The 25,027-nt window shown below is 64.0% G+C and carries 27 protein-coding genes and 1 other RNA gene; 12 read left to right on the forward strand and 16 right to left on the reverse strand.

Going from position 1 to position 25,027, the window contains the following annotated elements; all coding sequences use genetic code 11:
* From QMX83_RS00625 to QMX83_RS00640, 4 genes are all read left to right on the forward strand, one after another.
* Window positions 1-822: hypothetical protein (locus QMX83_RS00625; RefSeq protein WP_282294790.1), on the forward strand; the 822-nt coding region annotated here is incomplete at its 5' end.
* Between the two features lie 38 nt (window positions 823-860).
* A complete protein-coding gene (locus QMX83_RS00630; RefSeq protein WP_282294791.1) occupies window positions 861-1,466 on the forward strand; it encodes a YigZ family protein in 606 nt (201 codons plus the stop codon).
* A complete protein-coding gene (locus QMX83_RS00635; protein WP_282294792.1) occupies window positions 1,463-3,229 on the forward strand; it encodes an ABC transporter transmembrane domain-containing protein in 1,767 nt (588 codons plus the stop codon). Before QMX83_RS00630 ends, QMX83_RS00635 begins: the two co-directional genes overlap by 4 nt.
* 67 nt (window positions 3,230-3,296) lie before the next feature.
* On the forward strand, window positions 3,297-3,476 hold the full coding sequence (locus tag QMX83_RS00640; RefSeq protein WP_282294793.1) for a hypothetical protein: 180 nt from the start codon (window positions 3,297-3,299) through the stop codon (window positions 3,474-3,476).
* 151 nt (window positions 3,477-3,627) lie between these two features.
* Here the strand turns inward: QMX83_RS00640 and QMX83_RS00645 are convergent, their stop codons facing one another.
* From QMX83_RS00645 to hrcA, 6 genes are all read right to left on the reverse strand, one after another.
* Window positions 3,628-4,740 (reverse strand): prephenate dehydrogenase, encoded by a 1,113-nt coding sequence (locus QMX83_RS00645; RefSeq protein WP_282294794.1) that lies wholly within the window; start codon window positions 4,738-4,740, stop codon window positions 3,628-3,630.
* The gene (gene pdxY, locus QMX83_RS00650; protein WP_282294795.1) at window positions 4,737-5,645 is read right to left on the reverse strand and encodes a pyridoxal kinase; all 909 of its coding nucleotides are present in this window, start codon (window positions 5,643-5,645) and stop codon (window positions 4,737-4,739) included. The genes QMX83_RS00645 and pdxY overlap by 4 nt, the downstream gene beginning before the upstream one ends.
* 64 nt (window positions 5,646-5,709) lie before the next feature.
* Window positions 5,710-6,834, reverse strand: coding sequence for a molecular chaperone DnaJ (gene dnaJ, locus QMX83_RS00655; protein ID WP_282294796.1), 1,125 nt, complete (start codon window positions 6,832-6,834; stop codon window positions 5,710-5,712).
* Between the two features lie 117 nt (window positions 6,835-6,951).
* The gene (dnaK, locus tag QMX83_RS00660) at window positions 6,952-8,886 is read right to left on the reverse strand and encodes a molecular chaperone DnaK (protein WP_282294797.1); all 1,935 of its coding nucleotides are present in this window, start codon (window positions 8,884-8,886) and stop codon (window positions 6,952-6,954) included.
* A gap of 153 nt (window positions 8,887-9,039) precedes the next feature.
* A complete protein-coding gene (gene grpE, locus QMX83_RS00665) occupies window positions 9,040-9,555 on the reverse strand; it encodes a nucleotide exchange factor GrpE (RefSeq protein ID WP_282294798.1) in 516 nt (171 codons plus the stop codon).
* 81 nt (window positions 9,556-9,636) lie between these two features.
* Complete coding sequence (gene hrcA, locus QMX83_RS00670; protein WP_282294799.1) at window positions 9,637-10,704, reverse strand: heat-inducible transcriptional repressor HrcA; 1,068 nt, start codon at window positions 10,702-10,704, stop codon at window positions 9,637-9,639.
* 111 nt (window positions 10,705-10,815) lie between these two features.
* Between hrcA and recN the strand changes: the two genes are divergently transcribed.
* Window positions 10,816-12,477: a DNA repair protein RecN gene (gene recN, locus QMX83_RS00675; protein WP_282294800.1), complete on the forward strand. Its 1,662-nt coding sequence runs from the start codon at window positions 10,816-10,818 to the stop codon at window positions 12,475-12,477.
* Between the two features lie 59 nt (window positions 12,478-12,536).
* Here the strand turns inward: recN and fur are convergent, their stop codons facing one another.
* On the reverse strand, window positions 12,537-12,944 hold the full coding sequence (gene fur / locus QMX83_RS00680; RefSeq protein ID WP_282294801.1) for a ferric iron uptake transcriptional regulator: 408 nt from the start codon (window positions 12,942-12,944) through the stop codon (window positions 12,537-12,539).
* 103 nt (window positions 12,945-13,047) lie between these two features.
* Here fur and bamE point away from each other — a divergent pair, with 103 nt between their 5' ends.
* The gene (gene bamE, locus QMX83_RS00685; RefSeq protein ID WP_282294802.1) at window positions 13,048-13,443 is read left to right on the forward strand and encodes an outer membrane protein assembly factor BamE; all 396 of its coding nucleotides are present in this window, start codon (window positions 13,048-13,050) and stop codon (window positions 13,441-13,443) included.
* A 6-nt stretch (window positions 13,444-13,449) separates the two neighbouring features.
* On the opposite strand, the gene QMX83_RS00690 is transcribed toward bamE, so the two are convergent.
* Together QMX83_RS00690 and QMX83_RS00695 are read right to left on the reverse strand one after the other, a co-directional pair.
* A complete protein-coding gene (locus QMX83_RS00690) occupies window positions 13,450-13,707 on the reverse strand; it encodes an RnfH family protein (RefSeq protein WP_282294803.1) in 258 nt (85 codons plus the stop codon).
* Between the two features lie 3 nt (window positions 13,708-13,710).
* The gene (locus tag QMX83_RS00695; RefSeq protein ID WP_282294804.1) at window positions 13,711-14,139 is read right to left on the reverse strand and encodes a type II toxin-antitoxin system RatA family toxin; all 429 of its coding nucleotides are present in this window, start codon (window positions 14,137-14,139) and stop codon (window positions 13,711-13,713) included.
* Between the two features lie 57 nt (window positions 14,140-14,196).
* Between QMX83_RS00695 and smpB the strand changes: the two genes are divergently transcribed.
* Window positions 14,197-14,700: an SsrA-binding protein SmpB gene (gene smpB, locus QMX83_RS00700; protein WP_282294805.1), complete on the forward strand. Its 504-nt coding sequence runs from the start codon at window positions 14,197-14,199 to the stop codon at window positions 14,698-14,700.
* Window positions 14,701-14,736: 36 nt separating this feature from the next.
* On the opposite strand, the gene QMX83_RS00705 is transcribed toward smpB, so the two are convergent.
* Window positions 14,737-15,948: a hypothetical protein gene (locus QMX83_RS00705; protein ID WP_282294806.1), complete on the reverse strand. Its 1,212-nt coding sequence runs from the start codon at window positions 15,946-15,948 to the stop codon at window positions 14,737-14,739.
* 199 nt (window positions 15,949-16,147) lie between these two features.
* Between QMX83_RS00705 and QMX83_RS00710 the strand changes: the two genes are divergently transcribed.
* The 4 genes from QMX83_RS00710 (at window position 16,148) to QMX83_RS00725 (ending at window position 19,263) form a co-directional block, all read left to right on the forward strand.
* Window positions 16,148-16,459, forward strand: a complete 312-nt coding sequence (locus tag QMX83_RS00710; RefSeq protein WP_282294807.1) for a hypothetical protein — start codon at window positions 16,148-16,150, stop codon at window positions 16,457-16,459.
* Window positions 16,460-16,608: 149 nt separating this feature from the next.
* Window positions 16,609-17,000: a transfer-messenger RNA gene (gene ssrA / locus QMX83_RS00715) on the forward strand.
* Between the two features lie 161 nt (window positions 17,001-17,161).
* On the forward strand, window positions 17,162-18,415 hold the full coding sequence (locus QMX83_RS00720; RefSeq protein ID WP_282294808.1) for an integrase arm-type DNA-binding domain-containing protein: 1,254 nt from the start codon (window positions 17,162-17,164) through the stop codon (window positions 18,413-18,415).
* A gap of 365 nt (window positions 18,416-18,780) precedes the next feature.
* A complete protein-coding gene (locus tag QMX83_RS00725; RefSeq protein WP_282294809.1) occupies window positions 18,781-19,263 on the forward strand; it encodes a hypothetical protein in 483 nt (160 codons plus the stop codon).
* A gap of 171 nt (window positions 19,264-19,434) precedes the next feature.
* On the opposite strand, the gene QMX83_RS00730 is transcribed toward QMX83_RS00725, so the two are convergent.
* From QMX83_RS00730 to QMX83_RS00740, 3 genes are read right to left on the reverse strand one after another with little or no spacing between them, the layout of a single operon-like run.
* Window positions 19,435-20,637, reverse strand: coding sequence for a hypothetical protein (locus tag QMX83_RS00730; RefSeq protein WP_282294810.1), 1,203 nt, complete (start codon window positions 20,635-20,637; stop codon window positions 19,435-19,437).
* The gene (locus QMX83_RS00735) at window positions 20,618-20,929 is read right to left on the reverse strand and encodes a hypothetical protein (RefSeq protein WP_282294811.1); all 312 of its coding nucleotides are present in this window, start codon (window positions 20,927-20,929) and stop codon (window positions 20,618-20,620) included. Before QMX83_RS00735 ends, QMX83_RS00730 begins: the two co-directional genes overlap by 20 nt.
* A 57-nt stretch (window positions 20,930-20,986) precedes the next feature.
* Window positions 20,987-21,655: a nucleoid-associated protein gene (locus QMX83_RS00740; RefSeq protein ID WP_282294812.1), complete on the reverse strand. Its 669-nt coding sequence runs from the start codon at window positions 21,653-21,655 to the stop codon at window positions 20,987-20,989.
* Window positions 21,656-22,084: 429 nt separating this feature from the next.
* Between QMX83_RS00740 and QMX83_RS00745 the strand changes: the two genes are divergently transcribed.
* Window positions 22,085-22,573: a hypothetical protein gene (locus QMX83_RS00745; protein WP_282294813.1), complete on the forward strand. Its 489-nt coding sequence runs from the start codon at window positions 22,085-22,087 to the stop codon at window positions 22,571-22,573.
* A 40-nt stretch (window positions 22,574-22,613) separates the two neighbouring features.
* Here QMX83_RS00745 and QMX83_RS00750 read toward each other — a convergent pair whose 3' ends face one another.
* From QMX83_RS00750 to QMX83_RS00760, 3 genes are all read right to left on the reverse strand, one after another.
* Window positions 22,614-22,874, reverse strand: coding sequence for a hypothetical protein (locus QMX83_RS00750; protein ID WP_282294814.1), 261 nt, complete (start codon window positions 22,872-22,874; stop codon window positions 22,614-22,616).
* 539 nt (window positions 22,875-23,413) lie between these two features.
* Window positions 23,414-23,713, reverse strand: a complete 300-nt coding sequence (locus QMX83_RS00755; RefSeq protein WP_282294815.1) for a hypothetical protein — start codon at window positions 23,711-23,713, stop codon at window positions 23,414-23,416.
* Window positions 23,714-24,410: 697 nt separating this feature from the next.
* A complete protein-coding gene (locus tag QMX83_RS00760) occupies window positions 24,411-24,839 on the reverse strand; it encodes a BLUF domain-containing protein (protein WP_282294816.1) in 429 nt (142 codons plus the stop codon).
* Between the last annotated feature and the right edge of the window lie 188 nt (window positions 24,840-25,027).

Consider the following 25,027-nt stretch of genomic DNA (forward strand, 5'->3'; position numbering starts at 1 on the left):
GCCGCAGGCACCGCCACGCCGCCCGCCGCGACCGCCGCTGCGCCCGTCCAGGCAACCCACGCGCGTCGGCCCCGCACACGGCTGCCTGCCGTTCTGGGCCTTGCGGCGTCGGTGGTGTTTGCGGTCGGCATTGCCTGGCAGCTTAAGTTCGACGACCCGTCCAGCGCGACCGCGCCGCCGGCGGTTGAGGTGGCCGAAACGCCCGCCTCCGCTGCGCCGGTACCGCCGCCCGGCATGCCCGAGCCCGCACCCCGCGAGGAGGCGGCAGCGGCACCGGCCCAGGCGGAGATCGAGACCGCACCGGCACCTGCCCCGCTCAAGCGCCTGGCACCGCCTGTAGCACCACCGGCCCCCGAACCTGCCCCGGCAGCGGCCGCGACCGATGCCGTCCAGGCCCCGCCGCCGATGCCCGCCAGCCCCGCGCCGGCCCCGGCGGCACCGGCTGCCGCGCCAGTGGCAGAGGAGCGCGCGGCATTGGACGCGATCGTGGTGACCGGGTCGAGCGTCGAGCGATCGCGCGAAAAGGTCGTTCAGCGCAACCAGCGCGCGGCACCGGCGGCGTCGACCTACAGCAACGCAGCCCCCGCACCGGCTGCCGCATTGGCTTCATCCGCGGACATCGGTACACAACTGGATCCGGCAGCGATGGCCACGGCGGTGGAGGCCGATGCACTGCTTCCACGGCGACAGTGGATCCAGCGCATACGCGAACGCCGTGATGCCGGCGACGTGGATACCGCACGTGCCAGCCTGGAGCGCTATCTGCAGCACTATCCGGAAGTGCGCGTTCCGCGCGACCTGCGCGCACTGCTCGACTCCTGAGTACCCGGTCGGGCGGTATCGCCACTAGAATGGTGGTAATGCCCGATACGCTCGCCCAACCCGTCAGCCACAGTCTGGACGTCAAGCACAGCCGCTTCATCGCGCATGCCGCGCCGATCGACAGTGCACACGCGGCGCTGGATTTCCTGCAGCAGGTGTCGGTCGCCGATGCCACCCACAACTGCTGGGCCTACCGCTACGGCGGCGAGTACCGCTCCAGTGACGACGGCGAGCCCGCCGGCACTGCCGGTCGACCGATCCTGGCCGCCATTGATGGCCAGGGGTTCGACCGCGTCATGGTGGTGGTGATCCGCTGGTATGGGGGCATCAAGCTGGGTGCGGGCGGGCTGGTACGTGCCTATGGCGGCACCGCCGCCGAGTGCCTGCGGACTGCCCCGCGCCTGCCACTGGTGGCCTTGGCGGAGCTGGACGTGCACGCGGCGTTCGAGGATCTGGGTGCGCTGCATGCCGCTGCGGCCGCGCATGCGGCCGAAAAAAGCGGCGAACACTTCACCGCCGACGGCGTCGACCTGCAACTGCGGCTGCCCGTCGATCAGGTGGAGCCGTTGAAAACGCGCCTGCGCGACGCCACACGTGATCGTATCCGCATCCATCTGCGCTCCGCTTCAGGGCCCCCCGCATGACCGACACCGCTGCCTCGCCTGCTCCGCCCCTGCGCCGTCTCGGCAGCCTGGGGACGCTGTGGCCGTTCGTGCGTCGACATATCGGCCTGTTTTCAGCCTGGCTGGTGGCGCTGGCGGTGTCCTCGGCCGCCACGCTGAGCCTGCCACCGGCGGTGAAGCAGATGATCGACCACGGCTTCAGCAGCAACGGCGACATCAACCGCGCCTTTGCCCTGCTGTTCCTGGTGGCCGTGGTCATGGCCCTGGCCACGGCAGCGCGCTTTTTCTTCGTATCGCTGCTGGGCGAAAAGGTCGTCGCGGATCTGCGCAGCCAGTTGTATGCCCATCTCATCAGCCTGGGTGCCGGGTTCCATGATCGCAGCCGCAGCGGCGAGCTGGTCTCACGGCTGACCGCCGACAGCGAGCTGCTGCGCAGCGTGATCGGCTCGACCATGTCGGTCGCCCTGCGCAGCAGTGTCACCGTGGTCGGCAGCCTGGTGATGCTGTTCGTGACCAGCCCACGTCTGGCCGCGTGGTCGCTGGTCGGTATTCCGCTGGCGATCCTGCCGATCATTCTGGGCGCGCGTCGGGTCCGCAACATCGCGCGTGCCAGTCAGGACCGCATCGCCGATGCCAACAGCCTGGCCGCCGAGACGCTGGGCGCGGTACGCACGGTACAGGCACACGCGCGAGAACCCTATGAACGGAGTCGCTTCAACGCGGCCCTGGTCGAGTCGATCAAGGCGGCACGGCTGCGCATCGGCGCACAGGCCCTGGTAACCGCAACCGCCATCGTCATGGTGTTCGGTGCGATCGTCGGTGTGCTCTGGCTGGGCGCGCATGACGTGATCGATGGCCGCATGAGCGCCGGCACCCTGGGCCAGTTCGTGCTGTACGCCCTCATCGGCGGCGGCTCGGTCGGTGCGTTGGCGGAAGTCTGGAATGAACTGCAGCGCGCGTCCGGTGGCATGGGCCGGATTGCCGAACTGCTGCACGAAGACGTCGAGATCACCCCGCCTGCGCACCCGCAGGCGCTGCCCGCACCGCTGCGCGGCGAGATCCGCTTCAACGACGTGGTGTTCCACTACCCGCAGCGTCCCGACACCGCCGCGCTGGATCACTTCGACCTGCACGTGCGTCCGGGCGAAACGGTGGCGCTGGTGGGTCCCTCCGGTGCCGGCAAGAGCACCGTGCTGTCGATGCTGCTGCGCTTCCACGACCCGGCTGCCGGTGCGGTCGAAGTCGATGGCGTGGACGTACGTCAGTTCGACCCGGCACAGCTGCGCGCGAAGATGGCGCTGGTGCCGCAGCAACCCACCCTGTTCGCGGCCACCGCGCTGGACAACATCCGTTACGGGCGGCTGGAAGCCAGCGACGACGAGGTGCAGCGCGCTGCCGAAGCCGCCGAGGCCGACGACTTCCTGCAGGCCCTGCCCGACGGCTACCTGAGCGAACTGGGCGAGCGCGGCGCGCGCCTGTCCGGCGGCCAGCAGCAGCGCATCGCCATTGCCCGCGCGCTGCTCAAGGACGCCCCCATCCTGCTGCTGGACGAAGCGACCAGCGCCTTGGACGCGCAGAGCGAGCGTGCCGTGCAGCAGGCACTGGAGCGGCTGATGGCCGGCCGCACCACGCTGGTGATCGCGCACCGGCTGGCCACGGTGCTGAAGGCTGACCGGATCGTGGTGATGGACCATGGCCGCATCGTCGCCCAGGGCACGCATGCGCAGCTGCTCGCCGAAGGCGGTCTGTACGCTGAACTGGCCAAGCTGCAATTCATCGATTGATGACGTCGCGGTAACGGCAGCGGTCGCATGGTGGCGCTACCCATCCGACCGTCGCAGGAGGTGCTGCATGTCATTCCGCCAGTTCCCCGCCACTGATGCCAATGGCGAGACCCGCATCATTCTGGAGTTTGTCTCTGACCAGGGCGACGGCGCTGAGAAGCGCTATGAACTCGATTCCGGCGAGCCGCTCGAGCGGGATGGCCGCCAGTACCACACGCGCGATGGTGCACTGACCTTGAACACGTAGCGCCACGCCCTGCGTGGCTGCGCGATGTTAGATTGTGGTCAATTAATCGCCAGGTCTCTTGACAGCGTTGCCTGCCGGGAGCCGCACGCACTTATCCACACCTTTGTGCGCAGTTCATCCACACCCCCTGTGGATGAACTGCGTCGCGGGGTCAGCGTGACAGCACGCGCCCGATACCGCTGCTGTCGATTTCCTGTGCCGCCAGCAGCAGCGCCTGGGCGTCGCTGCCGGCGACGAACCCGACCCTGAAGTGCACTTCGCCAGCGGGCGTGCGCGAGGAATGGATCGAGGCCAGACTCACGCCGTGACGCTCGAACACGTGCAACAGCTCACGCAGTGATCCCGGTCGATCTTCCGGCAGGTGCACGCTGATCGCGTTGCGCTCGGTCAGGTCGGCCAGCAGATACCCGACCCTTTCGAAGGTGTAGTTGCCTTCGGCCAGTTGCTGGTCGCCCTGGTGCTCGCGGTTCACCCGCAACAGCTGGTGGCGGAAGTCGGCCCGCGCGGCGTCATCGCCCTGCAGCACCTGCTGGTGCAGCTGCTGCAGCTGACCCAGCAGACGTTCCAACATCGGAGCCACGTGCGGGTTGCCGAACTGGATGTCCTCGTAGATCACCGGATTCATCGACAGGATGCGCGCGATGATCGCGGTGTCCAGTTCGAACGAGGCCGAGCGATACGGCATCAGTGTCGGCAGCGCGCCCAGCAGCGGCGCGTACTCCCGCAGGACACCGGCCTGGGCCAGATGGGTGGCATGCACCATCGCCTGCACCAGTGCCATCACCTGGTCGTGGTGCTCAGGCGTAGCCTGTACACATTCGGCCTGCAGCGCCGCGCACAGCGCATCCACCCAGGGTTGCCATGTACCCACGCGTGCCTGGCAGACCACCATCACCCTGCCTTTCAGCGTGGGGGCCTTGGGCGGCGCGGTCATTGGATGCAGGCCCACGACGTCCGCCTGTGAGGCTAGCATCGCCGCCACCGGGGCGCTCTTGACCGAGGTCACATCCAGCCACAGTCGCCCCGCTTCGCGGCCTGCCGAGCGTTCCACGTACTCGGCCACCAGCGCCGGCGTGTGCCGGATCGGTGCGGAGAAAATCAGGACCTGCGCGCGCTCCAGCAGGTCATCGGGTGAACTCGACGCAGGATCGGCCGGATCGTGGCCGATCACCTCCAGTCCCATCTGCTGTTCGAAGAACCGCTGCAGCCAGCGTCCGTAGGCACCGGCACTGCCGACGATGCCGATCAGCGGACGCAGGCTCATGCCAGACGCTCTGCGACAAAGCGATCCGGGAAGGCCAATGCGGCCGGCGCGGCGGCCAGCACGTCGAACTCTTCGTGATGATTGGCCAGGGTGGTTTCCAGCGCCACGTGCACGCCGGCAATCGCGCGCGAAATGGCCTGTTCAAACGCCTCGCCGCGCAGCAGGAACGCAACCAGCAGCGACATCAGCACGTCACCGGTACCGGCCACGTCCACCGGCAGATGCGGCGAGGACCAGCGCCAGATGGCCTCACGGCTGACCGCCAGGGTGACCAGCTGTCCGGGTTCACCGCCCACGCTATGCGCCAGCACCCACTGCGGCCCTCGTGCCAGCAGGGCCTGGGCGGCGACGATGGCGTCGCCCTCCTCCAGGCTCGGCAGCCCGGTCAGGCGATTGAGTTCAAAGGCATTGGGGGTGACCAGCCACGCGTGCGGCAGCAGGCGTTCGGCGAAGATGGTTTCCAGCCCCGGCTCCACATAGGGGCCGGTGTGGGTGTCGCCGATCACCGGGTCGAGGCAATAGCGCAGTTGCGGCGAAGCGGGCAGTACCGCATCGAGCCAGTCGGCAAACGCCGCGCCGTTGCCGACGCTGCCGAAGTAGCCCGAGACCAGCATGCGCGCGCGTTGCGGCAATCCACGCTCACCGGCCCCGAGCAGCAGGTCGGCAAACCAGTCCGACGGCAGCACGCGGCCGCGTGTGGTGGGATAGAACGGCGCATTGCTGAGCAGCGTCGTCGGAATCTCCGCGACGCGCACACCCAGCGCGCGCAGCGGCGGCACCGCCGCGCTGTTGCCCGCATGGCCGTACACCAGCTGCGACTGGACCGAAATGACGTCGACCGGCGACGGACCGTCCGGGCGCTGACGGCGACCGTGGACGAGGTGGCTTTCGAGGGGTTCGTTCATGCGTCCATTATAAAAAAACGCCGGCATGGCCGGCGTTTTTCGTTTCTGATGGAACCAATCGCGCTTACGAGGTCATGCGATCCCAGAAGCCCTTGACGCCGTCCATGAAGGTCGCCGACTTCGGCGAGTGCTTGCGGGCTTCCTCGCCAACGAAGGTGGTCTCAAACTGCTCCAGCAGCTTGCGCTGCTCGGCGGTGAGGTTGACCGGGGTTTCCACCACCACGCGGCAGTACAGGTCACCTTCGCTGCGGCTGCGCACCGAACGCACACCCTTGCCGCGCAGACGGAACAGCTTGCCGGTCTGGGTTTCGGCCGGAATGCGGATCTCCGCGTAACCGCCGAGCGTGGCCACGCGCACGGTGTCGCCCAGTGCGGCCTGCGAGATGCGGATCGGCACTTCGCAGTGCAGGTCGTCGCCATCGCGCTGGAAGATGGCGTGCTCGCGCACGCGCACTTCCACGTACAGGTCGCCCGGTGGCGTACCGGCCGGGCCGGCTTCGCCCTCGCCCGCCAGGCGGATGCGGTCACCGGTGTCGACGCCCGCAGGCACCTTGACCGACAACACCTTGTCTTCCTCGACACGGCCATTGCCGTGGCAGGTCTTGCAGGGATTCTGGATGATCTGGCCGCGGCCGTTGCAGTTGTGGCAGGCCTGCTGCATGGCGAAGATGCCACGCTGGATGCGCACCTGGCCGTGGCCCTTGCACACCGAGCAGGTTTCCACCTTGCCGTCTTCCGAGCCGCTGCCGTTGCAGTCATCGCACTCGGCCAGGGTCGGAATCTCGATGCGGCGCTCGATGCCACGCACCGCTTCTTCCAGGTCCAGCTCCATCACGTAACCGATGTCGGCACCGCGACGGGCCTGACGCTGACCACCACCGGCACCGCCGAAGATGTTGCCGAAGATGTCGCCGAAGATATCGCCCATGTCCGGACCGCCCGGACCACCGCCGCCCATGCCGTGCTCGAACGCAGCATGGCCGTGGGCGTCGTACATGCGGCGCTTGTTGGCATCGGACAGGGTTTCGTAGGCTTCCTTGCACTCCTTGAAGGCGGCTTCGGCCGCCGCATCGCCCGGATTGCGGTCAGGGTGGTGCTTCATCGCGCAACGGCGATAGGCCTTCTTGAGTTCTTCTTCGGTGGCGGTGCGGGTCACGCCCAGCACTTCGTAATAGTCGCGCTTGCTCATAACTTCAATCGTTGTCCGGCAGTCGGGTTTCGCCCCCGACACACCGGGCTGCGGCGGTCAGGATCAGAGATGTGACAACGGGACGCTGCCTGCGCAGCGTCCCGTGTCGCGTCTGGATCAGGACTTCTTGTCGCCCTTGACTTCGGTGAACTCGGCGTCGACCACGTCGTCGTGGGCCGCCGAACCACCGTTGCCGGCCGACTCGCTGCCCGGGGCGGCACCGCCCTGGTCAGCCGCCGACGCCGCTGCGAACAGCGACTGGCCGGCTTCTTCCAGCGCCTTCGACTTGGCTTCGATCTGCGCCTTGTCGTCGCCCTTCATTGCGGTTTCCAGGTCGGCCAGGGCCGATTCCACCTTGCCGATCACATCGCCGCCGACCTTGCTGCCGTGTTCGGTGATGGCGGTACGGGTACCGTGGATCAGCGCGTCAGCCTGGTTGCGGGCCTGGACCAGCTCATGGAACTTCTTGTCTTCTTCGCGGTTGGCTTCCGCATCGGCCACCATGCGCGCGATTTCGTCCTCGGACAGACCCGAACCGGCCTTGATCTCGACCTTCTGTTCCTTGTTGGTCTTCTTGTCCTTGGCCGACACATGCAGGATGCCGTTGGCGTCGATGTCGAAGGACACTTCCACCTGCGGCAGGCCGCGCGGCGCCGGCTCGATGCCGGACAGGTCGAACTTGGCCAGCGACTTGTTGAAGCGGGCCTGTTCGCGCTCACCCTGCAGCACGTGCACGGTCACTGCCGACTGGTTGTCCTCGGCGGTGGAGAACACCTGCGAGGCCTTGGTCGGAATGGTGGTGTTCTTTTCGATGATCTTGGTGAACACGCCGCCCATGGTTTCGATACCCAGCGACAGCGGGGTCACGTCCAGCAGCAGCACGTCCTTGACGTCGCCGCCCAGCACGCCGCCCTGGATGGCCGCACCCAGTGCGACGGCTTCGTCCGGGTTGACGTCCTTGCGCGGTTCCTTGCCGAAGAACTCGGTCACCGCCTGCTGCACCTTCGGCATGCGGGTCTGGCCGCCGACCAGGATCACTTCGCTGATGTCGCTCGAGCGCAGGCCGGCATCGTTCAGCGCGATGCGGCACGGTTCGATCGACTTCTTGATCAGGTCTTCCACCAGCGCTTCCAGCTTGGCGCGGGTCAGCTTGATGTTCAGGTGCTTCGGACCCGACGCGTCAGCGGTGACGTACGGCAGGTTCACTTCGGTCTGCTGGCTGGTGGACAGCTCGATCTTGGCGCGTTCGGCGGCGTCCTTCAGGCGCTGCAGGGCCAGCGGATCCTTGCGCAGGTCGATGCCCTGGTCCTTGTTGAACTCGTCAACCAGGTATTCGATGACGCGGTTGTCGAAGTCTTCGCCGCCCAGGAAGGTGTCGCCGTTGGTGGCCAGCACTTCGAACTGCTTTTCACCGTCGACGTTGGCGATCTCGATGATCGAGACGTCGAAGGTGCCGCCGCCCAGATCGTAAACGACGATCTTGCGGTCCTTGCCGTCGCCCTTGTCCAGGCCATAGGCCAGGGCCGCGGCGGTCGGCTCGTTGATGATGCGCTTCACTTCCAGACCGGCAATGCGACCGGCGTCCTTGGTGGCCTGGCGCTGGCTGTCGTTGAAGTAAGCCGGCACGGTGATCACGGCCTCGGTGACGGTCTCACCCAGGAAGGCTTCGGCGGTCTTCTTCATCTTCTCCAGCACGCGGGCGGAGATTTCCTGCGGAGCCATCTTCTTGGCATCGCTGGTGGCGACCCAGGCGTCGCCGTTGTCGTGGGCCAGGATCGAGTACGGCACGTGCGCGATGTCCTTCTGGACTTCAGCGTCGGTGAACTTGCGGCCGATCAGGCGCTTGACGGCGTAGAAGGTGTTCTTCGGGTTGGTGACCGCCTGGCGCTTGGCCGAGGCACCCACCAGCACTTCGCCGTCCTTGGTGTAGGCGACGATGGAAGGCGTGGTGCGGTCGCCCTCTGCATTTTCGATGACGCGGGCCTTGCCGCCGTCCATGATCGCCACACACGAGTTGGTGGTGCCGAGGTCGATACCAATGATCTTGCCCATGGGGAGACTCCTGAAAGTTCTTATGTTCTGTCCGGCGGCTGCCGGGTTATGAATGGGATGTGGGGGATGGGTCTGTCACATTCAACCCATTCCCCGAACGCTGTGTTCAACCAGGGTTGCCGTAGAGCCGGGCTTGCCCGGCTGCACGGTTGATCAATCCCTTGCAACCACCACCAGCGCAGGGCGCAGCAGGCGGTCGTTGAGCAGGTAGCCCTTCTGGAACACCTGGACCACGCTGCCCGGAGCCGCGCCGGGGGCGTCGACCTGGCTGATGGCCTGGTGGTGTTCCGGGTTGAACGGCTGGCCGGTCGGGTCCAGCAGGGTCAGGCCGTTATCGGCGGCGACCTTAAGCAGCTGCTTGTAGGTCAGCTCCAGGCCTTCGCGCAGCGGGCTGGCATCGGTGCCGGCGGCATTCAGCCCGGCGTCCAGGCTGTCGAACACCGGCAGCAGTTCGCCCAGCAGCTTTTCATTGGCGAAGCGGCGCGCCTGTTCCACATCGCGGGCCACGCGCTTGCGCTGGTTGTCCAGGTCGGCGCGCTCGCGCAGCGACTCCGAACGCAGCAGGGCGACCTCGTTCTGCAGGGCCTCCAGCTGCTGCTGCAGCGAGGTGCCTTCAGTGGCGGCGTCGGCCGGGGACGGGGTGGCGGTATCGGGCTGATCTTGATTCATGTTGGGGTCCTTGGCGGTCACTCCCCGCCTCCACACCCCCTATGTGGGCGCGGCGGACCGATTCAAGAGCCAGAGACGCTTTTAGGTGCGGTCACGGGACAATCCGCCCGTGGAGGGCGCGTCCAATGCCGCCCCCAGCACCTGGGCGGTCGCCTCCACCAGTGGAATCATGCGGTCGTAGGCCATCCGTTTCGGGCCGATCACCCCCAGCACGCCCAGCACCTGACCGCCGGCCGAGTACGGTGCGGTCACCAGCGACACGCTCTCCAGCGGCACCACGCCGGTTTCCTCACCAATGAAGATGCGTACTCCCGGAGCCTGGCTGGTCCGCTCCAGCAGTTGCAGGATCTCGCGCTTGCTGGCAAATACGTCAAACAACTCGCGCAGCCGCTCGAGGTCAGACAGGTCCTGTACCCCCATCAGGCGGGTCTGGCCGGCCAGCACGATGTCGTCGGCCGGCGGAGCCAGCGCCTGCTCGGCCAGCTCCACGCTGTGGGCCAGCAGCTGCTCCATTTCCGAGCGGGCCTGGCGCAGTTCCAGCAGCAGGCCGGCGCGGATCTCGGCCAGCGTGCGACCGGCGCAGTGGGCATTGAGGTAGTTGGCGACCCGCTCCAGCTCAGCCGGTTCCCAGGTCCGCCGGGGCTCGATCACCCGGTTCTGCACCTCGTTGTCGGCAAACACCAGGATGGCCAGCACCCGGCGCGCGTCCAGCGCCACGAAATCGATGTGCCGGAACGCGAACTGCTCGCGCCGGGGAGCGCCCACCACGCCAACGAAATGGCTCATTGCCGACAGCAGTTCCGAGGCGCTGCCCAGCAGCGCCTGGGTGCCCGCGCCGCTGGACAGCTCGCTGCGCAGCCGCTGCAGTTCGCCGTCGCCCGGCGGCTGCATCTTGACCAGGCTGTCGACGAACACCCGGTAGCCGGTGGCGGTGGGAACGCGACCCGCCGAGGCATGCGGCGAGCTGAGCAGGCCCAGGTCCTCCAGGTCGCCCAGGATGTTGCGGATGGTGGCCGGACTGACATCCAGCCCGGCCAGTCGCGCCAGCGTCTGCGACCCCACCGGCTCGCCGTCCTGGATATGGCGCGCGATCAGGGTCCGCAGCAGATGGCGGGCGCGCGGTGCCAGCGGTGGCGAAGATGCGTGCATGGAATCAGCCTGTGAGACGCCCGCCTTGATAATGGCTGACGTGGACGTTGGCAAGTCATTGGAGTGGCCCCTCGCCCATGCTAGCGTTGCGCGGCTCAAGAACCCAATACCATGCTCAGACATCTTTCGATCAAGGATTTCGCCGTCGTCCGTGCCACCGAACTGGAGTTCGGGCCGGGCATGACCGTGGTTTCCGGTGAGACCGGGGCCGGCAAGTCGCTGATGGTGGACGCGCTCGGCTTCCTTTCCGGGCTGCGCGCCGACAGCGGCGTGGTCCGCCATGGCGCGGCCCGCGCCGAGCTTTCCGCCGAGTTCGCACCGGCGCTCGACGCCCCGGCGCGGACCTGGCTGCGTGACAACGAACTGGACGACGACGACCAGTGCCAGCTGCGCCGGGTGATCCGCGCTGACGGCGGCTCCCGCTCGTGGATCAACGGCCGCCCGGTCACCCTCACCCAGCTCGGCGAGCTGGCCGGCATGCTGGTGGAGATCCACGGCCAGCACGATCAGCAGGCTCTGCTGGCGCGCCCGTCGCAGCTGGCCCTGCTCGACGCGTATGCCCGCAACGACGCCGAGCGCACCCAGGTCCGCCAGGCGTCCGCGCGCTGGCAGGCCCTGGTCGACGAGGCCGAGGCGCTGTCGCGCCAGGGCGATGTCAGTGACCGCATTGGTTTTCTGGAACACCAGCTCGGCGAGCTGCAGCGCGAGGACCTGGAGCCCGCGTCGATTGCCGGGTTGACCAGCAGCCACCGCCGCCAGGCCCATGCCGGGGCGCTGCTGACCGCCTGCGACGTGGCCGCCGCGCGCCTGAATGGCGACGACGACACGTCCGTGTTGCAGCAGCTGCAGCAGACCCGGCACGAGCTCTCACGCGTGGCCGAACACGACCCGCGCCTGGGCGAGGTCGACGCCCTGCTGGACGGGGCCGCCATCCAGCTGCACGAAGCCCTGGCCCTGCTGGACCGGGTCCACGGCGACCTTGACGCCGACCCGGACCAATTCGAGGAGATCGAGCGCCGCCTCGGCCGCCTGCACGACCTGGCGCGCAAGCACCGGGTGCCGATGGAGCAGCTGGGCGAGCACCGCGACGCGCTGGAAGCCGAGGTCGAGCAGCTGCGCGGGGCCGACGCCCGCCTGCAGCGCCTGGCCGGCGAGATCGACCGCGCCGCCGCGCAGTGGCAGGCCGTGGCCGCCACCCTGAGTGCCAGCCGGCGCAACGCCGCCGCCGAGCTGTCGGCCACGACCACCGCCCTGATTGGCGAGCTGGGCATGGGCGGCGGTCAGTTCCTGATCGAGATCGAACCCCAGACCGTCGCCAAACCGGACCCGAACGGGGCCGAGCGGGTCGAATTCCTGGTCGCCGCCAACGCCGGCCAGCCCCCGCGCGCCCTGCGCAAGGTGGCCTCAGGCGGTGAGCTGTCGCGCATTTCGCTGGCCATCGAGGTGGCCGCGCTGGACCTGGACGCGGTACCGACCATGGTCTTCGACGAAGTGGATTCGGGCATCGGCGGGGCCGTGGCCGACATCGTCGGCCAGAAACTGCGCGCCCTGGGCGAAAAACGCCAGGTGCTGTGCGTGACCCACCTGCCGCAGGTGGCCTCCAAGGGCCACGCGCACTACCGCGTGAGCAAGGCCCCGGTCGACGGGATGACCCAGAGCGCGGTCGAGAAGCTGGACAGCAAGGCCCGCGAGGAAGAGCTCGCGCGGATGCTGGGCGGCGTGGAGGTCAGCAAGGAGGCGCGGGCGGCCGCGCGGAAGTTGCTGCAGGTGTGACGGATGGATCCGGTAGCGGTATGAAACATGGATGCCCGTCGTAAACAACCGCTTTGCGGTTATTTACGCTTCTTGCGCACGTAGAGCACCAGCGAGTGCTCTTCCAGCTCGTAGCCGTGGTCGGCGGCGATCTTGCGCTGCAGCTCTTCGATTTCGTGGCTTTCGAATTCGATGATCTTGCCGCTGTCGACATCGACCATGTGGTCGTGATGACCACCGCGGTCCAGTTCGTAGACGGCCTGGCCGCCCTCGAAGTTGTGCTTCAGCACCAGGCCAGCGGCCTCGAACTGGGTCAGCACGCGGTACACCGTGGCCAGCCCGATTTCATCCCCGTGCTCGAGCAGCTGGCGGTAGATGTCTTCAGCGGTCATGTGGTGCTGGGCGTTGCGCTGCTCCAGCAGGGCCAGGATCCGCATCCGCGGGTGGGTCACCTTCAGGCCGACTTTGCGCAGGTCGTTGGTTTCCATAAGTCTCCGTTCATTGGCGATTTAGCGCCAGCTGCCTCGGATTGGGTCGCGGCGACACGCGGGGAGTGTATCATCGACTCGATTTCCCCAAACGCCCTTTCCGATGCGCAATCTCCTGCTGGTCGCCGCCGTTGCCCTGTCCACCACCGGGTGCGGCATCATCTACAAGCAACCCATCTATCAGGGCAACCTGGTCCGGGAGCAGGCCGTCGGTCAGCTGCAGGTCGGCCAGAGCAAGCAGCAGGTCAACGCCCTGCTTGGCACCCCGTCCATTCCCGATCCGTTCCACGCCCAGCGCTGGGACTACACCGCCACCGAGCGTACCAACCGCGTGGGCAGCACCGAGGTGAAGAACTTCACCGTGTTCTTCGAGAACGACCTGGTCACCCGCTGGGAAGGCGACTTCTTCGCCACCCGCGATGCCCAGCTGGCCCAGGACACGGTGCGCCAGTTCGGCCGCAACCTGCCCAAGGACAAGAAGAAGCAGCGCGGGCGCTAAGCCCGATCAACCGCCGCGCGCACGCCGCCGGCGGTTGTCCTTCGGGTCGGCCAGCAGTGGCCGCAGCAGTTCCACCCGGTCCTGGTCGTGCAGCACCTGTGCCGGCCGGGCCAGGATCCCATGCACCGACACCGCCGGGCAGTCGTCAGCGCCCGGCAGGGCCGCTGCGGCCAGCGCGTCGGCCACGGTTGCCCCTTCGGCCAGCTCCAGCGCCCGGCGTTCCACCCGGTCCGGCCACGCCAACACCACCTCGACCCGGATCACCGCCTAGTCCTGGCCGTCGGCAACGCGGATGAAGTCATTGACCATGCGGTCGGCCAGGCCCTGGAAGCCCAATGCCAGCGCCGGCCCCAGCAGGCGGCTGGTCGCTTCGAACTCCAGGGTCAGGGTGACCTTGCAGGCGTCTTCGGCCAGGGCGTGGAATTCCCAGCGCCCATGCAACTGCTTGAACGGCCCGTCGCGCAGCTGCATATCAATATGGTGCGGCCGCTGCAGGGTGTTCTCGGTCATGAACCAGGTCGAGAACGAACCCAAACCCAGATCCAGCCGCGCCACCACCCGGTCCGGGCTGGATTCCAGCACCTGCGAAGCCGAGCACCAGCGGAAGCGGCGGGGATAGGCATCAACATCATTCACCAGGTCGAACATGCGGGCGGCGGAATGTTCGACCAGGGCACTGCGGCGGATGGTAGTCATACGTTGGCTTGGCTGGCGAATCGACCACGAGCGGCCGGAATCGGAGACAATAGGTAAATGAGCAAGAACAGCGCCAAGGATAAAGCAAAGAACGCGACGGCCAATAAAACCATCGCGCTCAACAAGCGTGCCCGCCACGAGTACCACATTGAAGAGCGCTTCGAGGCCGGCCTGGCCCTGCAGGGCTGGGAGGTCAAGTCGATCCGCGCCGGCCGCGGCAACATCGTCGACGCCTACGCCTATGTGAAGTCCGGCGAGATCTACCTGATCGGCGCGCAGATCACCCCGTTGATCCAGGCCTCCACCCACGTGGTGGCCAACGACCGCCGCGAGCGCAAGCTGCTGCTGCACCGCCGGGAAATCGACAAGCTGGTTGGCAAGGTCGAGCGCGACGGCTACACCATCGTGCCCACCGCGATGTACTGGAGCAAGAACAAGATCAAGCTGGAAGTCGCGCTGGCCAAGGGCAAGCAGACCCACGACAAGCGCGACGCCGCCAAGGACCGCGACTGGGCTATCGAGAAGCAGCGCGCCATGCGTCGCGGCAACCGCGACGCCTGACGCTGGGTGACGCCGGGCGCTGCCCGGCTGCATTACTCACACGCCGACAAACCGCTTCAGACGCGGAAGATCCTTGTCGTGCACGGTCAGTGCGTCCAGGAACAGGTTGGCGACCGACTGCACGCTCCTGCGTCGATCAACCTCCTGCAACAACCGACGGACGGTCTCGACCACTTCTGCCGGGAACGTGTCCCTGCGCGCCTCCACCACCCGATGCGCACCGGCAGTGAGCCAGCCGGACACGTGCTCCGCCCATTCCCGATTGAGCTGGGCGAACACCTTGCGGTCGGCGATCTCCTTGTCCTTGCTGGTGCTGAACGGTGCGGTCGCGTTCGGCCCCTCCGGCAACGGCACCCACGAATCCGAACGCCCCAGGTGCATGGAACTGGGCACATGCCCGTTGGCCAGCAGGAAGGTGCTGCAGCCGAAGCACGACGACAGCTTGTGCGTGTTCTTGCCGAGCGCCAGTTCGTAGGCCTTGCCCTGCGGGAAATCACAGCGCTGCTCGGCCACCGCCCAGACCATGCCGTGGCAGTACCCGCACACTTCATCCTTGCCATTCCAGCGGCTGATCAACTCGGTCGGCTCGATCGAACCGGCCTGCTTGGGCGAGTCCTGTGCCGTGCAGACTCGCCTGGGATCGTCATACCCAATCAGGCCATGCAACGGCACGGCGCGGTTCCAGCGACCGCCCTCCGTCGCGTAGGGGATCAGGCGACGCACTGAACTGATCACCTTCGGCAGGGTGTTGTCCTTGGCGTCCACGATGCCGTAGTAAGCACCGAATTCCTTGTCGAAGTTCTCGGCCACCAGCTCCTTGTTCTTCAGCAGTGCCACCACGTGGTCTTCGACCGCCTGCTCCCATTTGATGGGCACCCGGGTGGTATTGCCGTCCGTTTTCTTACCCGCCGCAATGGCCACCTGCAGACTCCTGCCCTGATCGTACTGCGGACTGCGACCGGCGGTGACCGTAACACCGTCACCCCCGGTCAAGGCCTGCAGGTGCGTCAGCACCTGTTTCAGGTCATTCACGTCCTGATCGATGACCCGGTTCTTTTCCGTGCTGTTCGACTGGGTCGCCGCTTCGCTGTCGAGCGACTCCACGTCCCAGCTCAGGGTGATGCCGTCCTGCAGCGCATCCTTGAGCAGCCCCAGGAACACACACCCGAAGATCACATCCGATTCGCGCTGCGCCTGCACCACGTCCGCGCACTCAAAGCCCAGCGGTCTACCGTCCAAGATACCCATACGTTCGCCTCCACCATGTAGAAAGGGGGCGGCGGTTCCCGTTGGGGGAACGGGAGCGCCGCGTCGCTCCGCAGCGGCGGTGGCGACGCGATCAGCATGGTGAGGGGCGGCGTATTCCGTTTGACCCGCGGTGACGTGCCGTTGCCCTTTCGTTCCACGATGTCAGAATGCCCTCCATTCCCTACGGCAGGAGCCGCGCGTGACCCAGACCTCCACCCCGGCCCAGTTGCAGGCAGACATTGCGGCATTTGAGTTCATCTTCACCGAGTTCAGCCGCACCATGGAGCCGGCCGCCCTGCTCAAGGTGCTGAACTACCTGCTGCGCAACGCCCAGCGCGAAGCGACCGAAGCCGACAGCCCGCTGCTGCAGGCTCGGATCACCCGGCTGCAGACCCTGCTGGCCCAGGTCCAGCCCGAGGCTGAGCGCCAGATCACCGCGCTGAAGCACGAGAAGAGCAACCAGCGCCGTGAAAAGGCCCGGCACCGGGCCGAGAACCTGCGCAACCGCTAGGATCCCCGTAGAGCCGGGCTCTGCCCGGCTGGTCTGTGCCACAGGTGACGGTTCAGCCTTTTTGGCGTAGCATTCCCGCCATCGGGTAGGGTTGTTGACCGGTTTCGACCGTCCAGCAGCCTGAAAGCCTTGCAAGAACTGAAGAGACCGGGGGTGCATTGGTTTCGACGGGGGTTGTGAAGTTACCTGGTGCATGCCGAGGGGGCAGCTTTCCTCGTAAATCCAGCGGCAAAACTCTAGTTGCCAACGATAGCGACTTCGCTCCGGTGGCAATCGCAGCCTAAAAACTGCGGTTGTTACCTTCTGCCGACTTAGGCGGAGCCCCGAACCCACTTGTGTCCATGCTCGTCGGTGTAGGGTCATTAACATGGAACCGGTTGTGATGGCTGCCTGCCAGTCACGACCTAACTAAAGCAGGCTGGTCCTGGGGTGCGTTTCGCACACCGTACTGCTTCAGGGCGAGATTTAACGGTGAGCTAAGCATGTAGAACTGGGGATGGAGTGCCTTCGGACGGCGGTTCAATTCCGCCCACCTCCACCAACGAAGGGTCTGAGAAGACCCAGAGAAGCCGAGAGATCCTTATAGAACGGGACTCTCGGCTTTCTTTTTGTCCAACGCAGTCCGGGGCATTCCGTTGCAGCCCATGAGACGGTGGGGGTATATCTAGGGGTATCGCATCCGCCCAAAAACACGATACCCCCATGCCTCTGACCGACGTCGCTGTTCGTCGCGCCAAGCCGTCCGACAAGCCGCAGAAGCTGGCTGACGGCGGCGGCCTCTATCTCTACATCACCGTCGCAGGCGCGAAGAGCTGGCGCTGGAAGTACCGCATCGGCGGCAAAGAGAAGCTGCTGACCCTGGGCCTCTATCCCGATGTCACCCTGGCCAAGGCCCGGGACGCCCGCGACGACGCCCGCCGCCTGCAGCGCGTCGGCATCGATCCCGGTGAGCAGCGGAAGGCAGCGACCGCCTCGCCCGCCGGCGTCCCTACGGACAGCTTCGAGGCGATCACCCGGGAATGGCTTCGCGGCAGGCAGTGGGTGCCGGGCTACGAGAAGAAGGTCATCGCCTGGTTCGACAACGACGTGTTCCCCACCATCGGGAAGCGCCGGGCAGCGGACCTGAAGGCGTCGGACTTCCTCGCTGTTGCCAGGAAAATGGAAGAGCGCAAGGCCTTCGAGTCCGCGCACCGGGTCATGCAGAACTGCGGGCAGGTCATGCGCTATGCCGTGGCCACTGACCGCGCCGAGCGCAACCCGGTGGAAGACCTGCGCGGTGCGCTGGTGCCGGCACCTGAGAAGAACCATGCCGCCGTGGTCGACCCGGTGCAGCTGGGCGGCCTGCTCCGGGCACTGCACTCCTACCGCGGCACCGCCGTGGTCAACGCTGCCCTGAAGCTGATGCCGCTGGTGTTCGTGCGCCCGATCGAGTTGCGCGCAGCGGAGTGGGCAGAGGTTGATCTGGATGCTGCCCTGTGGAGCATCCCGGCCGGCAGGATGAAGATGAGGCAGCCGCACGTCGTGCCGCTGGCAACCCAAGCGGTGAACATCCTCCGGGACCTGAAGGAGACGATGCCCACGGATTACGCCGGCAACTACGTGTTCCCTGGCCTGCGCTCGGACTCACGGCCGATGTCGGAGGTGGCGGTGTTGGCTGCGCTCCGGAGCATGGGATTCGACAAGGACACTGTCACCGGGCACGGTTTCCGCGCCACTGCTCGCACGCTTCTTGACGAGGAGTTGGGCTTCCGGCCCGATATCATCGAGCATCAGCTGGCGCACGCGGTGAAAGATCCCAATGGTCGAGCGTATAACCGCACCACCCATCTGGCGGAGCGGGTCCGGATGATGCAGGAATGGGCCGACTATCTCGACAGCCTTCGGTCATGCAGCGTGGTGCGGAATCGATCGGATCATCCCCCTGCCCTCTCATCCAGCTTGGCTCCGACCGGGTAGAGATCGCGCTTAATTCGGCCGCACCACGCTGAACACAGTCGGCCTAGCCCCGGTCTGCGACCCGGCACTTCAGTACACGCTCCTCATTGTCCCCTTAGGAGGGGGGCGACCCATCTAGACGCAGCAAGGGTTTGGGGGTTACTTGTGCCAAAGCTGTGCCGGATGCTGTGTCCTGCGGCCCCACAGAGACCTCGCTCAGTAGGCTGGGAATCTCCGAATTTATCCTTTTAAATCAATGACCTAAGCCACGGAACCGCTCCGCAATCCGTCTCGCAGGACAATCGAATTTGCCGGTAGAATTGTCATCTTTCCAACGATTGCGGAGCGGAATCCAGCCCGCCCTCTGTGCCGCCCAAGGATGACCGATGATCGAAGAGCTGAAGGGTTATTGGCCAATAATTGTTCAGTACCCCTGGGCGTTTCTGTGGGCTGCTTTCCTGGGGGCCACTGCGGGCTGGTACGCGCACAGCGCTTGGAGAGCGATGACGCGGAGGGCAACGGAGGCCAAGCGACCTAAAGATGGCGTGTGGAAGCAACTAGGGTCTGTGGCCAGGAAGCGACTTTTCTTCCCCAGTAGCATCCAGACCGACTGCATCAGAGGTTTGCGCCTAGTCGACCACAAAGAGCTCACTGTCGGCGAGCTCGCGGAACTGCTCGCGCTCCCTGAGATGGATTCATCCACCTATCCGCAATCCGACGTTGAGCAAGCCTTACAAGCTCTGCAGAGAGTGGGCTGGGTTAGAACGGGATGGAACCATGACCTAGCGCAGACGTACTCGCTTGCCGGAGGCGGACTCGACTACGCAAGAAAGAGGGGCTACCTCGTACTCCCTATCAAGCACCAGTGAACACGCAACCGGCCGCACCAAAGATTAAAAGTCTGAGGCAATTTACTTCAGTCTCCGCTACTTGGACGCAGATCTGTTACGCATCATCACTGCTTCTTGACCGCCGCAGCTCTTGTCCCTCAAGGTCCATTGGAAACATTGCGGAACGACTATCCCACGCCCGACAACGGATCAGGGAGAGCCGTTCAGACAAAAGGCAAGCCTAAACAACGCAATAAGTCCCTCCGACAACCGCCCATCATTTGCACTGTCGACCACTGCGTAGAGCACAACAGCCAACGCCAGGATTACCAAGCCCCGCACAACCATGAGCGTCTGGAGTTGCTTCTTCACGCGCACTCCCAGCTTTTGGAACTGCTCAGAGTACTGAGCGGAGACAAGCTCTGGCTGATCCTTCAGATTGGCCTTACGAGTGTCGACCTCGGCCTGAATGGCCAAGACGGAACTTCTTTGATTATGTATAAGGAGCCACATCAGGATCGCAAAGATCGTGACGCCTATCAGTACCGCTGCATTCTTGTATGCTTTTCCCACTTCGATAGTGGCACCAGCGATCAGAAGCGCTGCAGGCAGTGCGAGCAACTGATTCTGTATCTCTGAAAAGGTCTTGTTCAGCCGCAACGTATCTTCCAAGTTTTGCTTATCAATCTCCTTTCTCACACTTGCTACGGAGAACTTGGATAGAAGCATCGCATAAGACGTCCGTGCACTTTTCGATATCCTCTCAAATGACGACGCAACTTCTCCAAGTGAGACTTCCTCACGCGAACCGACGATCTCCGCGAGGCTATCTCTAGCGATATCCTTCTTTTCAGCCGAATGATATTCAGAACTAATGAAATCTCGAACGAAACCCTGCAAGTCAGGGATGGGTCGCAGGTCGGCAACGTCATACTGCATTCGTATGCGAAACCTCGCATCTGGTCTCACCACGAAGTTACGATAAAGCTCAGCCGAGGTCGCGTAATCCGCCAAATTCTTCACCAGGGCAGCGAGCTGAACCATGTCCAGGTAGCCAAGCACATCATTCGGCGCGTTTGAAGCGTCACCAGCGTAACGGTATCCGATATCCTGCAGCGCAAAGCGAACAGGGAGCTCAGTTTGATTAGCCTTCTGATACTCAATCAACTCCGCCAGGTTGCGATACACTCCACCCGATGCAAGATTAAACCGGATGCGTCTCGTGTTTGGATTGCCAGCACAGTAGACTCCCCCGCCAACTACCTCCAACGCGTCGCACACCCCTTGGAAGTCGAACTCTGCCGGCAGGACGCCTTCGAGGTCACCGACATACATCGACTCCTCTGTGTTCTGAAACACTTCTTCCAGCCAAAGAGCTGCTTCGTGGGGCGTATTAAGCGCCGGGGGTCGCATTGTCTTTTACTTCCTTCTTCACTTCATCGGTCGGGTCTCGAATCAGGAGCGCGTTTGCGCCCTCGTCGTAGGCGACTCGCCCTTGCTTGACGTCATCAATGTCAAAAGCGAGCGAGATCGAACCAATCTTCGCTCGCACTCGCTTCAAACCACGATATGACTCTCTGTCAGGTTTAAACTGATGACTGATCTGAAACTGAGCCGCGCCACCACCCGTTGTCACAAAACCCTCAAAATTTTCTGGCGAAAGAGGCTCGACCGCGACAGCTATCGCAGTAAGACCAACCTCCATCTTATTTTGCGCAAAGGTGTCAAATAGCCGCTCACGAACCTCCGTCCATCTTTCTCGCTACTGCTCAGGGCTGAGGGCGAGCGACTTAACGTAGGCCTCTGCGGCTGCAATGACTTGGCTCGTATGGTGCCTACCACTAGTGTACGACTCGCAGGCGAGAGCCTCTCTGAAATACGCAGTGACTTCGTCGGCACCCTTTCCCTTAATAAACGTCAGATACGGCTCTTCCGAATTTTTCCAACGCGTGATATTCAAACGGGCCGCCTCATGCAACTTGTCCGTGTCGATCACCAGCGTAGGCAACAAGCCCAGGCTATCCTCATCGATTCCTGCCCCTTCTCGCAGCTTCAGCATCGCCACCATAAGGAACTCGTCCGCGCCGGCTTTATACCGGACGAAAAATGCATGCCCACCATTGGCTGCCGAAGCCTTTGACATAGCACCTTTTATTATTTCAACAGCATGGCCGGTGAACTCCACGAAAGTGGTCCATTCATCTAGGCATTCCTGTACTCGAATCGGGAAACGATGGACATCCTCGTTCTCACCAAAAGTGCCAGTATTGTTGCCCTTCCGGTTGAACAGCAGCAAAGTCTGCTTGCAAACTGACTCCAGCGTCTCATCTAAAGGAAGCTGATCTGCCCGCGCGTGAATCTGAACACTTTCAGGTCCCGACGTATGCTGCTCTTTATGCAAGCGGTGAATGATTGCATCCGTAATTTCCATAGCGCCCCCCTGGCACGTCCGTGCGAATCGCATAGATAGCTTACTTGAGTAGCCCCTCGCTTGGTGAATCCGCCCCTTACCCATGATACAGGCCAGTCTCGCACAGGCTGAGATTGCCAACTGGAGCCCGCTAGGCCTAGCGCTCGCAGTTACTACTTTGTTGATACCCAGGAACAACCCGCGATGTCGGGCCAGGGTTCAGGCCAGAGAGGAATCGGTTGCCCCCCTCCCTACAACACCGGCGGCCTGGCTGCCTTCAGACGCTGCAGGTACAGATCGACCCTCGCCGGTAACCGCACCTGGTGCCAGTAGGCCCATATCTCCGCACCACCCATGCCCTGCCGGTAGCCGCTGGACAGCTGCGGAAATACTTGCAGCCGTCTTGGGCCCACGCTACAACTTATAGTCATCATCAAGCAAGGAGGCGTTATGGAAGTTGATCCACCTTGGAAGTGCGATCAGTGCGGCCACCCAATCCTGAGCGTGGAGGACGGCTGGGTCGAATGGCTTAACGGGACCGTCTCGGAGCAATGGGAAGGCGGGCTCCATGAACTCAGGCTCGTGCACCATCGGCTCGCTTCTCCCTTCGCAAATCATCGAAATGCCTGCTACCACGATGGGGCCAAGTGGGTGGCAGCGAAGCGCTACACAGTTGCCGACCTTCCGCTTTCGAGCTTCGTCGGCCCAGATGGACTCGTCACTCTTTTATCTTGGCTTGCAGAGAAGCGATTCTCAGACCCCAATCAGGTTCTAGAGATGATCAAACGCTTGCATATCCCAAACTATGAAGCCGCGCGGCTTTCTTTCGAAGCTGCAATTTCGGACGGTGCATTTGAACCACGCTCGGCACCGACGTATTACGATCAGCGCGAGTTGAAAGCCGTGTTGGAGTGGATAAGGGAGCAAGAAGATCCCTGAGTGCTCACCGCATCAGGCGTGATTTTTTTTTGGCCGTCAGCTATTGGAGATAGCGGTCCACCTCGGCGCGGAGCCGCACCTGGTGCCGCTCGGCCCAGATCTCCGCGCCGGCCTTCCCCTGGTGGTAGCTGCTGCAGATCACGTGCTTCCGATGCTCCCGGTCCCGCTGGTTGTTGAGGCTGATCCACCAGGTGTGGTCATCGACGCGGCGGGAGAGACGGGCCACTTCGACTGAGTCGAGCAGCAGCTGGTTGGGCTTGTCGGCATGCCAGCGAAGTCTGGGGGGAGCATGGAGCGCCATTCTACGGACGGTCTTCCCGCATCCCCGCAGAGGCAGAGACCTAGCCCCGAATGCGCAGATTAGCCGAGAGAATCGGCGGGGGTTGACCACGCATTCGGGTTGAGCCGCCAAGGTGCACATCACGCTCAGCCCACTGCTGGGCGACGGCACTGGCGGCGAATTTGACGGCATATAAGTGCATTACGCGCGAAGAAGGGCGGCTTGAATCGCAGACGCGCAATGGACAGTCAACTCTCATTGCCATAAGCGAACTCATCCCACCATCGCCTGTCCAAGCCTTGGACCCGAACCCCCGTGGGTGCCCCGGATTCTTCGTGGCGCTCCTTGGCTTGCTTACAGGCTTCACGGACCGCATCACTTTTAGCGTCTTGGCCGGACCCGAGATCGTCACTAAGGCCGTGCCAGCCTTCTCTGACATACCAATTTCCTTGGTCCTCGGAGACATACCAGTACTTCCGCTTCACGAACACGGTCTCAGCTCACTTGATCTTCACATAATACAACCCAGCCCCTGCGGCGTGGAACCGCTTAAAAGAGGTCTAAATCGTCGGTCGCTGGTTGGCCTTCAAGCCTTGCAGATAGCGGTCCACCTCCGCCCGGAACCGGTCTTGGTGCCGCTCCGCCCAGATCTCCGCGCCGGCCTTGCCCTGCCGATACCCGCTGCAAAGCTTGCGCTTCCGCAGCTCCCGGTCGCGCTTATTGTTTAGGCTAATCCACCAAGTGTGATCGTCCACGCGCCGGTACAGCCGAGCCACCTCAACACAGTCGAGCAGCAGCTGATTTGGGCGGTCGTGATCTGCACCGCCAATGGCGTGCCAGCGGAAGTCTGGAGGGAGCATGGCGCGCAATCCTGCGGACGGCCGTCTCCAATCCTGCGAGAGGTCGGCCCCGGCCGAAAGCCTGGCCCCGGATGCACCAGCTGCTGAGGGAACAGCGGCGGATAGCCAGCGCATCCGGTAAAGCGGCCAGGAAGGCAGCGGGGCTGATGCTGCCAGTGGGGCGAGATGCCTCCCGCCCTCACTAACACCAAATGTGGAGTTCGGGACGTTAAGGCCGCGCGAAATCGGCTCGGGGACTACCACATGTCGATAGGTTTTCACCTCAGAGTGAGTAAAGTGCGTATAGTGGAAACCACAACGCTTCTGGCGGCGCAACAAGAGTTGCTACCGCGTTTAGCCCTTCGAGAAGCGTGACCCAATGTCAGATGGTTTTTCAGCCCACTTTAGGGTTCATCGCGTCTTCGCAACCATCTTGCGCCGCACGGGCGAAATCCAATCGGTTCAGTCCTTCGACGCTACTTGCTATCGGTGCGGCGAGCGAGGCACCTTCGCGCCTTCTGCAGGTCTGGAAGATGATGGGGTGACGTCGGAGCTCACCTGCCACTCCTGCACCCAGGTAGCGACATTACTCCGAAAGGAACTTGCGACAATGCTGGATGACCAACAGCGTCGCGACCTGCTTCTGCGTGTTAACAGAAGCTAGCTCTGCTGGGCTACCGCGAAAGAAGAAGCTCGGCCAAGGCCGAGCTTTCGTCGCCTAGTTGATGTACGGGCTAACCAATGAGCGCATTCGATCAATCCCCGTATGCGCGATGCCTTCTATCGTCCCGACGCGACGTTGAGCCAATCCGCGCCAATCACTGCGAACTGCGATGCGCAGCTCAGGCTCGTCCACAGGGATCCAGCGCATCGACCAGTATGGAAAGCGGCGCTGGCCGCCTCGGCTTCGCCCGAGCTCAACAATCTCAGTATGGCTGCGAGCATTGAGAATGCGAGAGTAGGTCAAGGCCAGCCCGTCCCTCGGCCCCTCAATGTACTGCAGGAAGTGACTGCCGTCCGTGAGAAGAATGCCTGTCACACCCGCAAGGTGGTTGTGCTCAGCTGCGTCCTGGGTCAAATCATCGATCTTGTCAATAGTCAGCCTAGGCACCGCTTGGCTGAAATAAACGAGAGCGTGAAGCGTCATGCCCTGCCCTCCAGTGTGAATCGCCCCCTGCTGGTTCCACCCTAACAGGCACTCAATACCCCGGGTGTGAAATACGCTGTGGGCGACCTAGTCGCCATACCGGCCAGCTACAACCTCGCCCCCGACCCAGCGCGTCCGTGCTGCCGGACCGGAACGGGCCTGGGGGCTCCTGCCCTTCTGGGCCAAGG

Origin of the sequence: Stenotrophomonas sp. PS02289 (assembly GCF_029960115.1) — a bacterium.
GTDB lineage: Bacteria > Pseudomonadota > Gammaproteobacteria > Xanthomonadales > Xanthomonadaceae > Stenotrophomonas.

What these genes read in the sequence shown, in the direction of transcription:
- QMX83_RS00630 (WP_282294791.1), top strand. Translation starts at nt 861, where the DNA reads ATGCCCGATACGCTCGCCCAACCCGTCAGCCACAGTCTGGACGTCAAG.
- QMX83_RS00635 (WP_282294792.1), top strand. Translation starts at nt 1,463, where the DNA reads ATGACCGACACCGCTGCCTCGCCTGCTCCGCCCCTGCGCCGTCTCGGC.
- QMX83_RS00640 (WP_282294793.1), top strand. Translation starts at nt 3,297, where the DNA reads ATGTCATTCCGCCAGTTCCCCGCCACTGATGCCAATGGCGAGACCCGC.
- QMX83_RS00645 (WP_282294794.1), bottom strand. Translation starts at nt 4,740, where the DNA reads ATGAGCCTGCGTCCGCTGATCGGCATCGTCGGCAGTGCCGGTGCCTAC.
- pdxY (WP_282294795.1), bottom strand. Translation starts at nt 5,645, where the DNA reads ATGAACGAACCCCTCGAAAGCCACCTCGTCCACGGTCGCCGTCAGCGC.
- dnaJ (WP_282294796.1), bottom strand. Translation starts at nt 6,834, where the DNA reads ATGAGCAAGCGCGACTATTACGAAGTGCTGGGCGTGACCCGCACCGCC.
- dnaK (WP_282294797.1), bottom strand. Translation starts at nt 8,886, where the DNA reads ATGGGCAAGATCATTGGTATCGACCTCGGCACCACCAACTCGTGTGTG.
- grpE (WP_282294798.1), bottom strand. Translation starts at nt 9,555, where the DNA reads ATGAATCAAGATCAGCCCGATACCGCCACCCCGTCCCCGGCCGACGCC.
- hrcA (WP_282294799.1), bottom strand. Translation starts at nt 10,704, where the DNA reads ATGCACGCATCTTCGCCACCGCTGGCACCGCGCGCCCGCCATCTGCTG.
- recN (WP_282294800.1), top strand. Translation starts at nt 10,816, where the DNA reads ATGCTCAGACATCTTTCGATCAAGGATTTCGCCGTCGTCCGTGCCACC.
- fur (WP_282294801.1), bottom strand. Translation starts at nt 12,944, where the DNA reads ATGGAAACCAACGACCTGCGCAAAGTCGGCCTGAAGGTGACCCACCCG.
- bamE (WP_282294802.1), top strand. Translation starts at nt 13,048, where the DNA reads ATGCGCAATCTCCTGCTGGTCGCCGCCGTTGCCCTGTCCACCACCGGG.
- QMX83_RS00695 (WP_282294804.1), bottom strand. Translation starts at nt 14,139, where the DNA reads ATGACTACCATCCGCCGCAGTGCCCTGGTCGAACATTCCGCCGCCCGC.
- smpB (WP_282294805.1), top strand. Translation starts at nt 14,197, where the DNA reads ATGAGCAAGAACAGCGCCAAGGATAAAGCAAAGAACGCGACGGCCAAT.
- QMX83_RS00705 (WP_282294806.1), bottom strand. Translation starts at nt 15,948, where the DNA reads ATGGGTATCTTGGACGGTAGACCGCTGGGCTTTGAGTGCGCGGACGTG.
- QMX83_RS00720 (WP_282294808.1), top strand. Translation starts at nt 17,162, where the DNA reads ATGCCTCTGACCGACGTCGCTGTTCGTCGCGCCAAGCCGTCCGACAAG.
- QMX83_RS00725 (WP_282294809.1), top strand. Translation starts at nt 18,781, where the DNA reads ATGATCGAAGAGCTGAAGGGTTATTGGCCAATAATTGTTCAGTACCCC.
- QMX83_RS00730 (WP_282294810.1), bottom strand. Translation starts at nt 20,637, where the DNA reads ATGCGACCCCCGGCGCTTAATACGCCCCACGAAGCAGCTCTTTGGCTG.
- QMX83_RS00735 (WP_282294811.1), bottom strand. Translation starts at nt 20,929, where the DNA reads ATGGAGGTTGGTCTTACTGCGATAGCTGTCGCGGTCGAGCCTCTTTCG.
- QMX83_RS00740 (WP_282294812.1), bottom strand. Translation starts at nt 21,655, where the DNA reads ATGGAAATTACGGATGCAATCATTCACCGCTTGCATAAAGAGCAGCAT.
- QMX83_RS00745 (WP_282294813.1), top strand. Translation starts at nt 22,085, where the DNA reads ATGGAAGTTGATCCACCTTGGAAGTGCGATCAGTGCGGCCACCCAATC.
- QMX83_RS00750 (WP_282294814.1), bottom strand. Translation starts at nt 22,874, where the DNA reads ATGGCGCTCCATGCTCCCCCCAGACTTCGCTGGCATGCCGACAAGCCC.
- QMX83_RS00755 (WP_282294815.1), bottom strand. Translation starts at nt 23,713, where the DNA reads ATGCTCCCTCCAGACTTCCGCTGGCACGCCATTGGCGGTGCAGATCAC.
- QMX83_RS00760 (WP_282294816.1), bottom strand. Translation starts at nt 24,839, where the DNA reads ATGACGCTTCACGCTCTCGTTTATTTCAGCCAAGCGGTGCCTAGGCTG.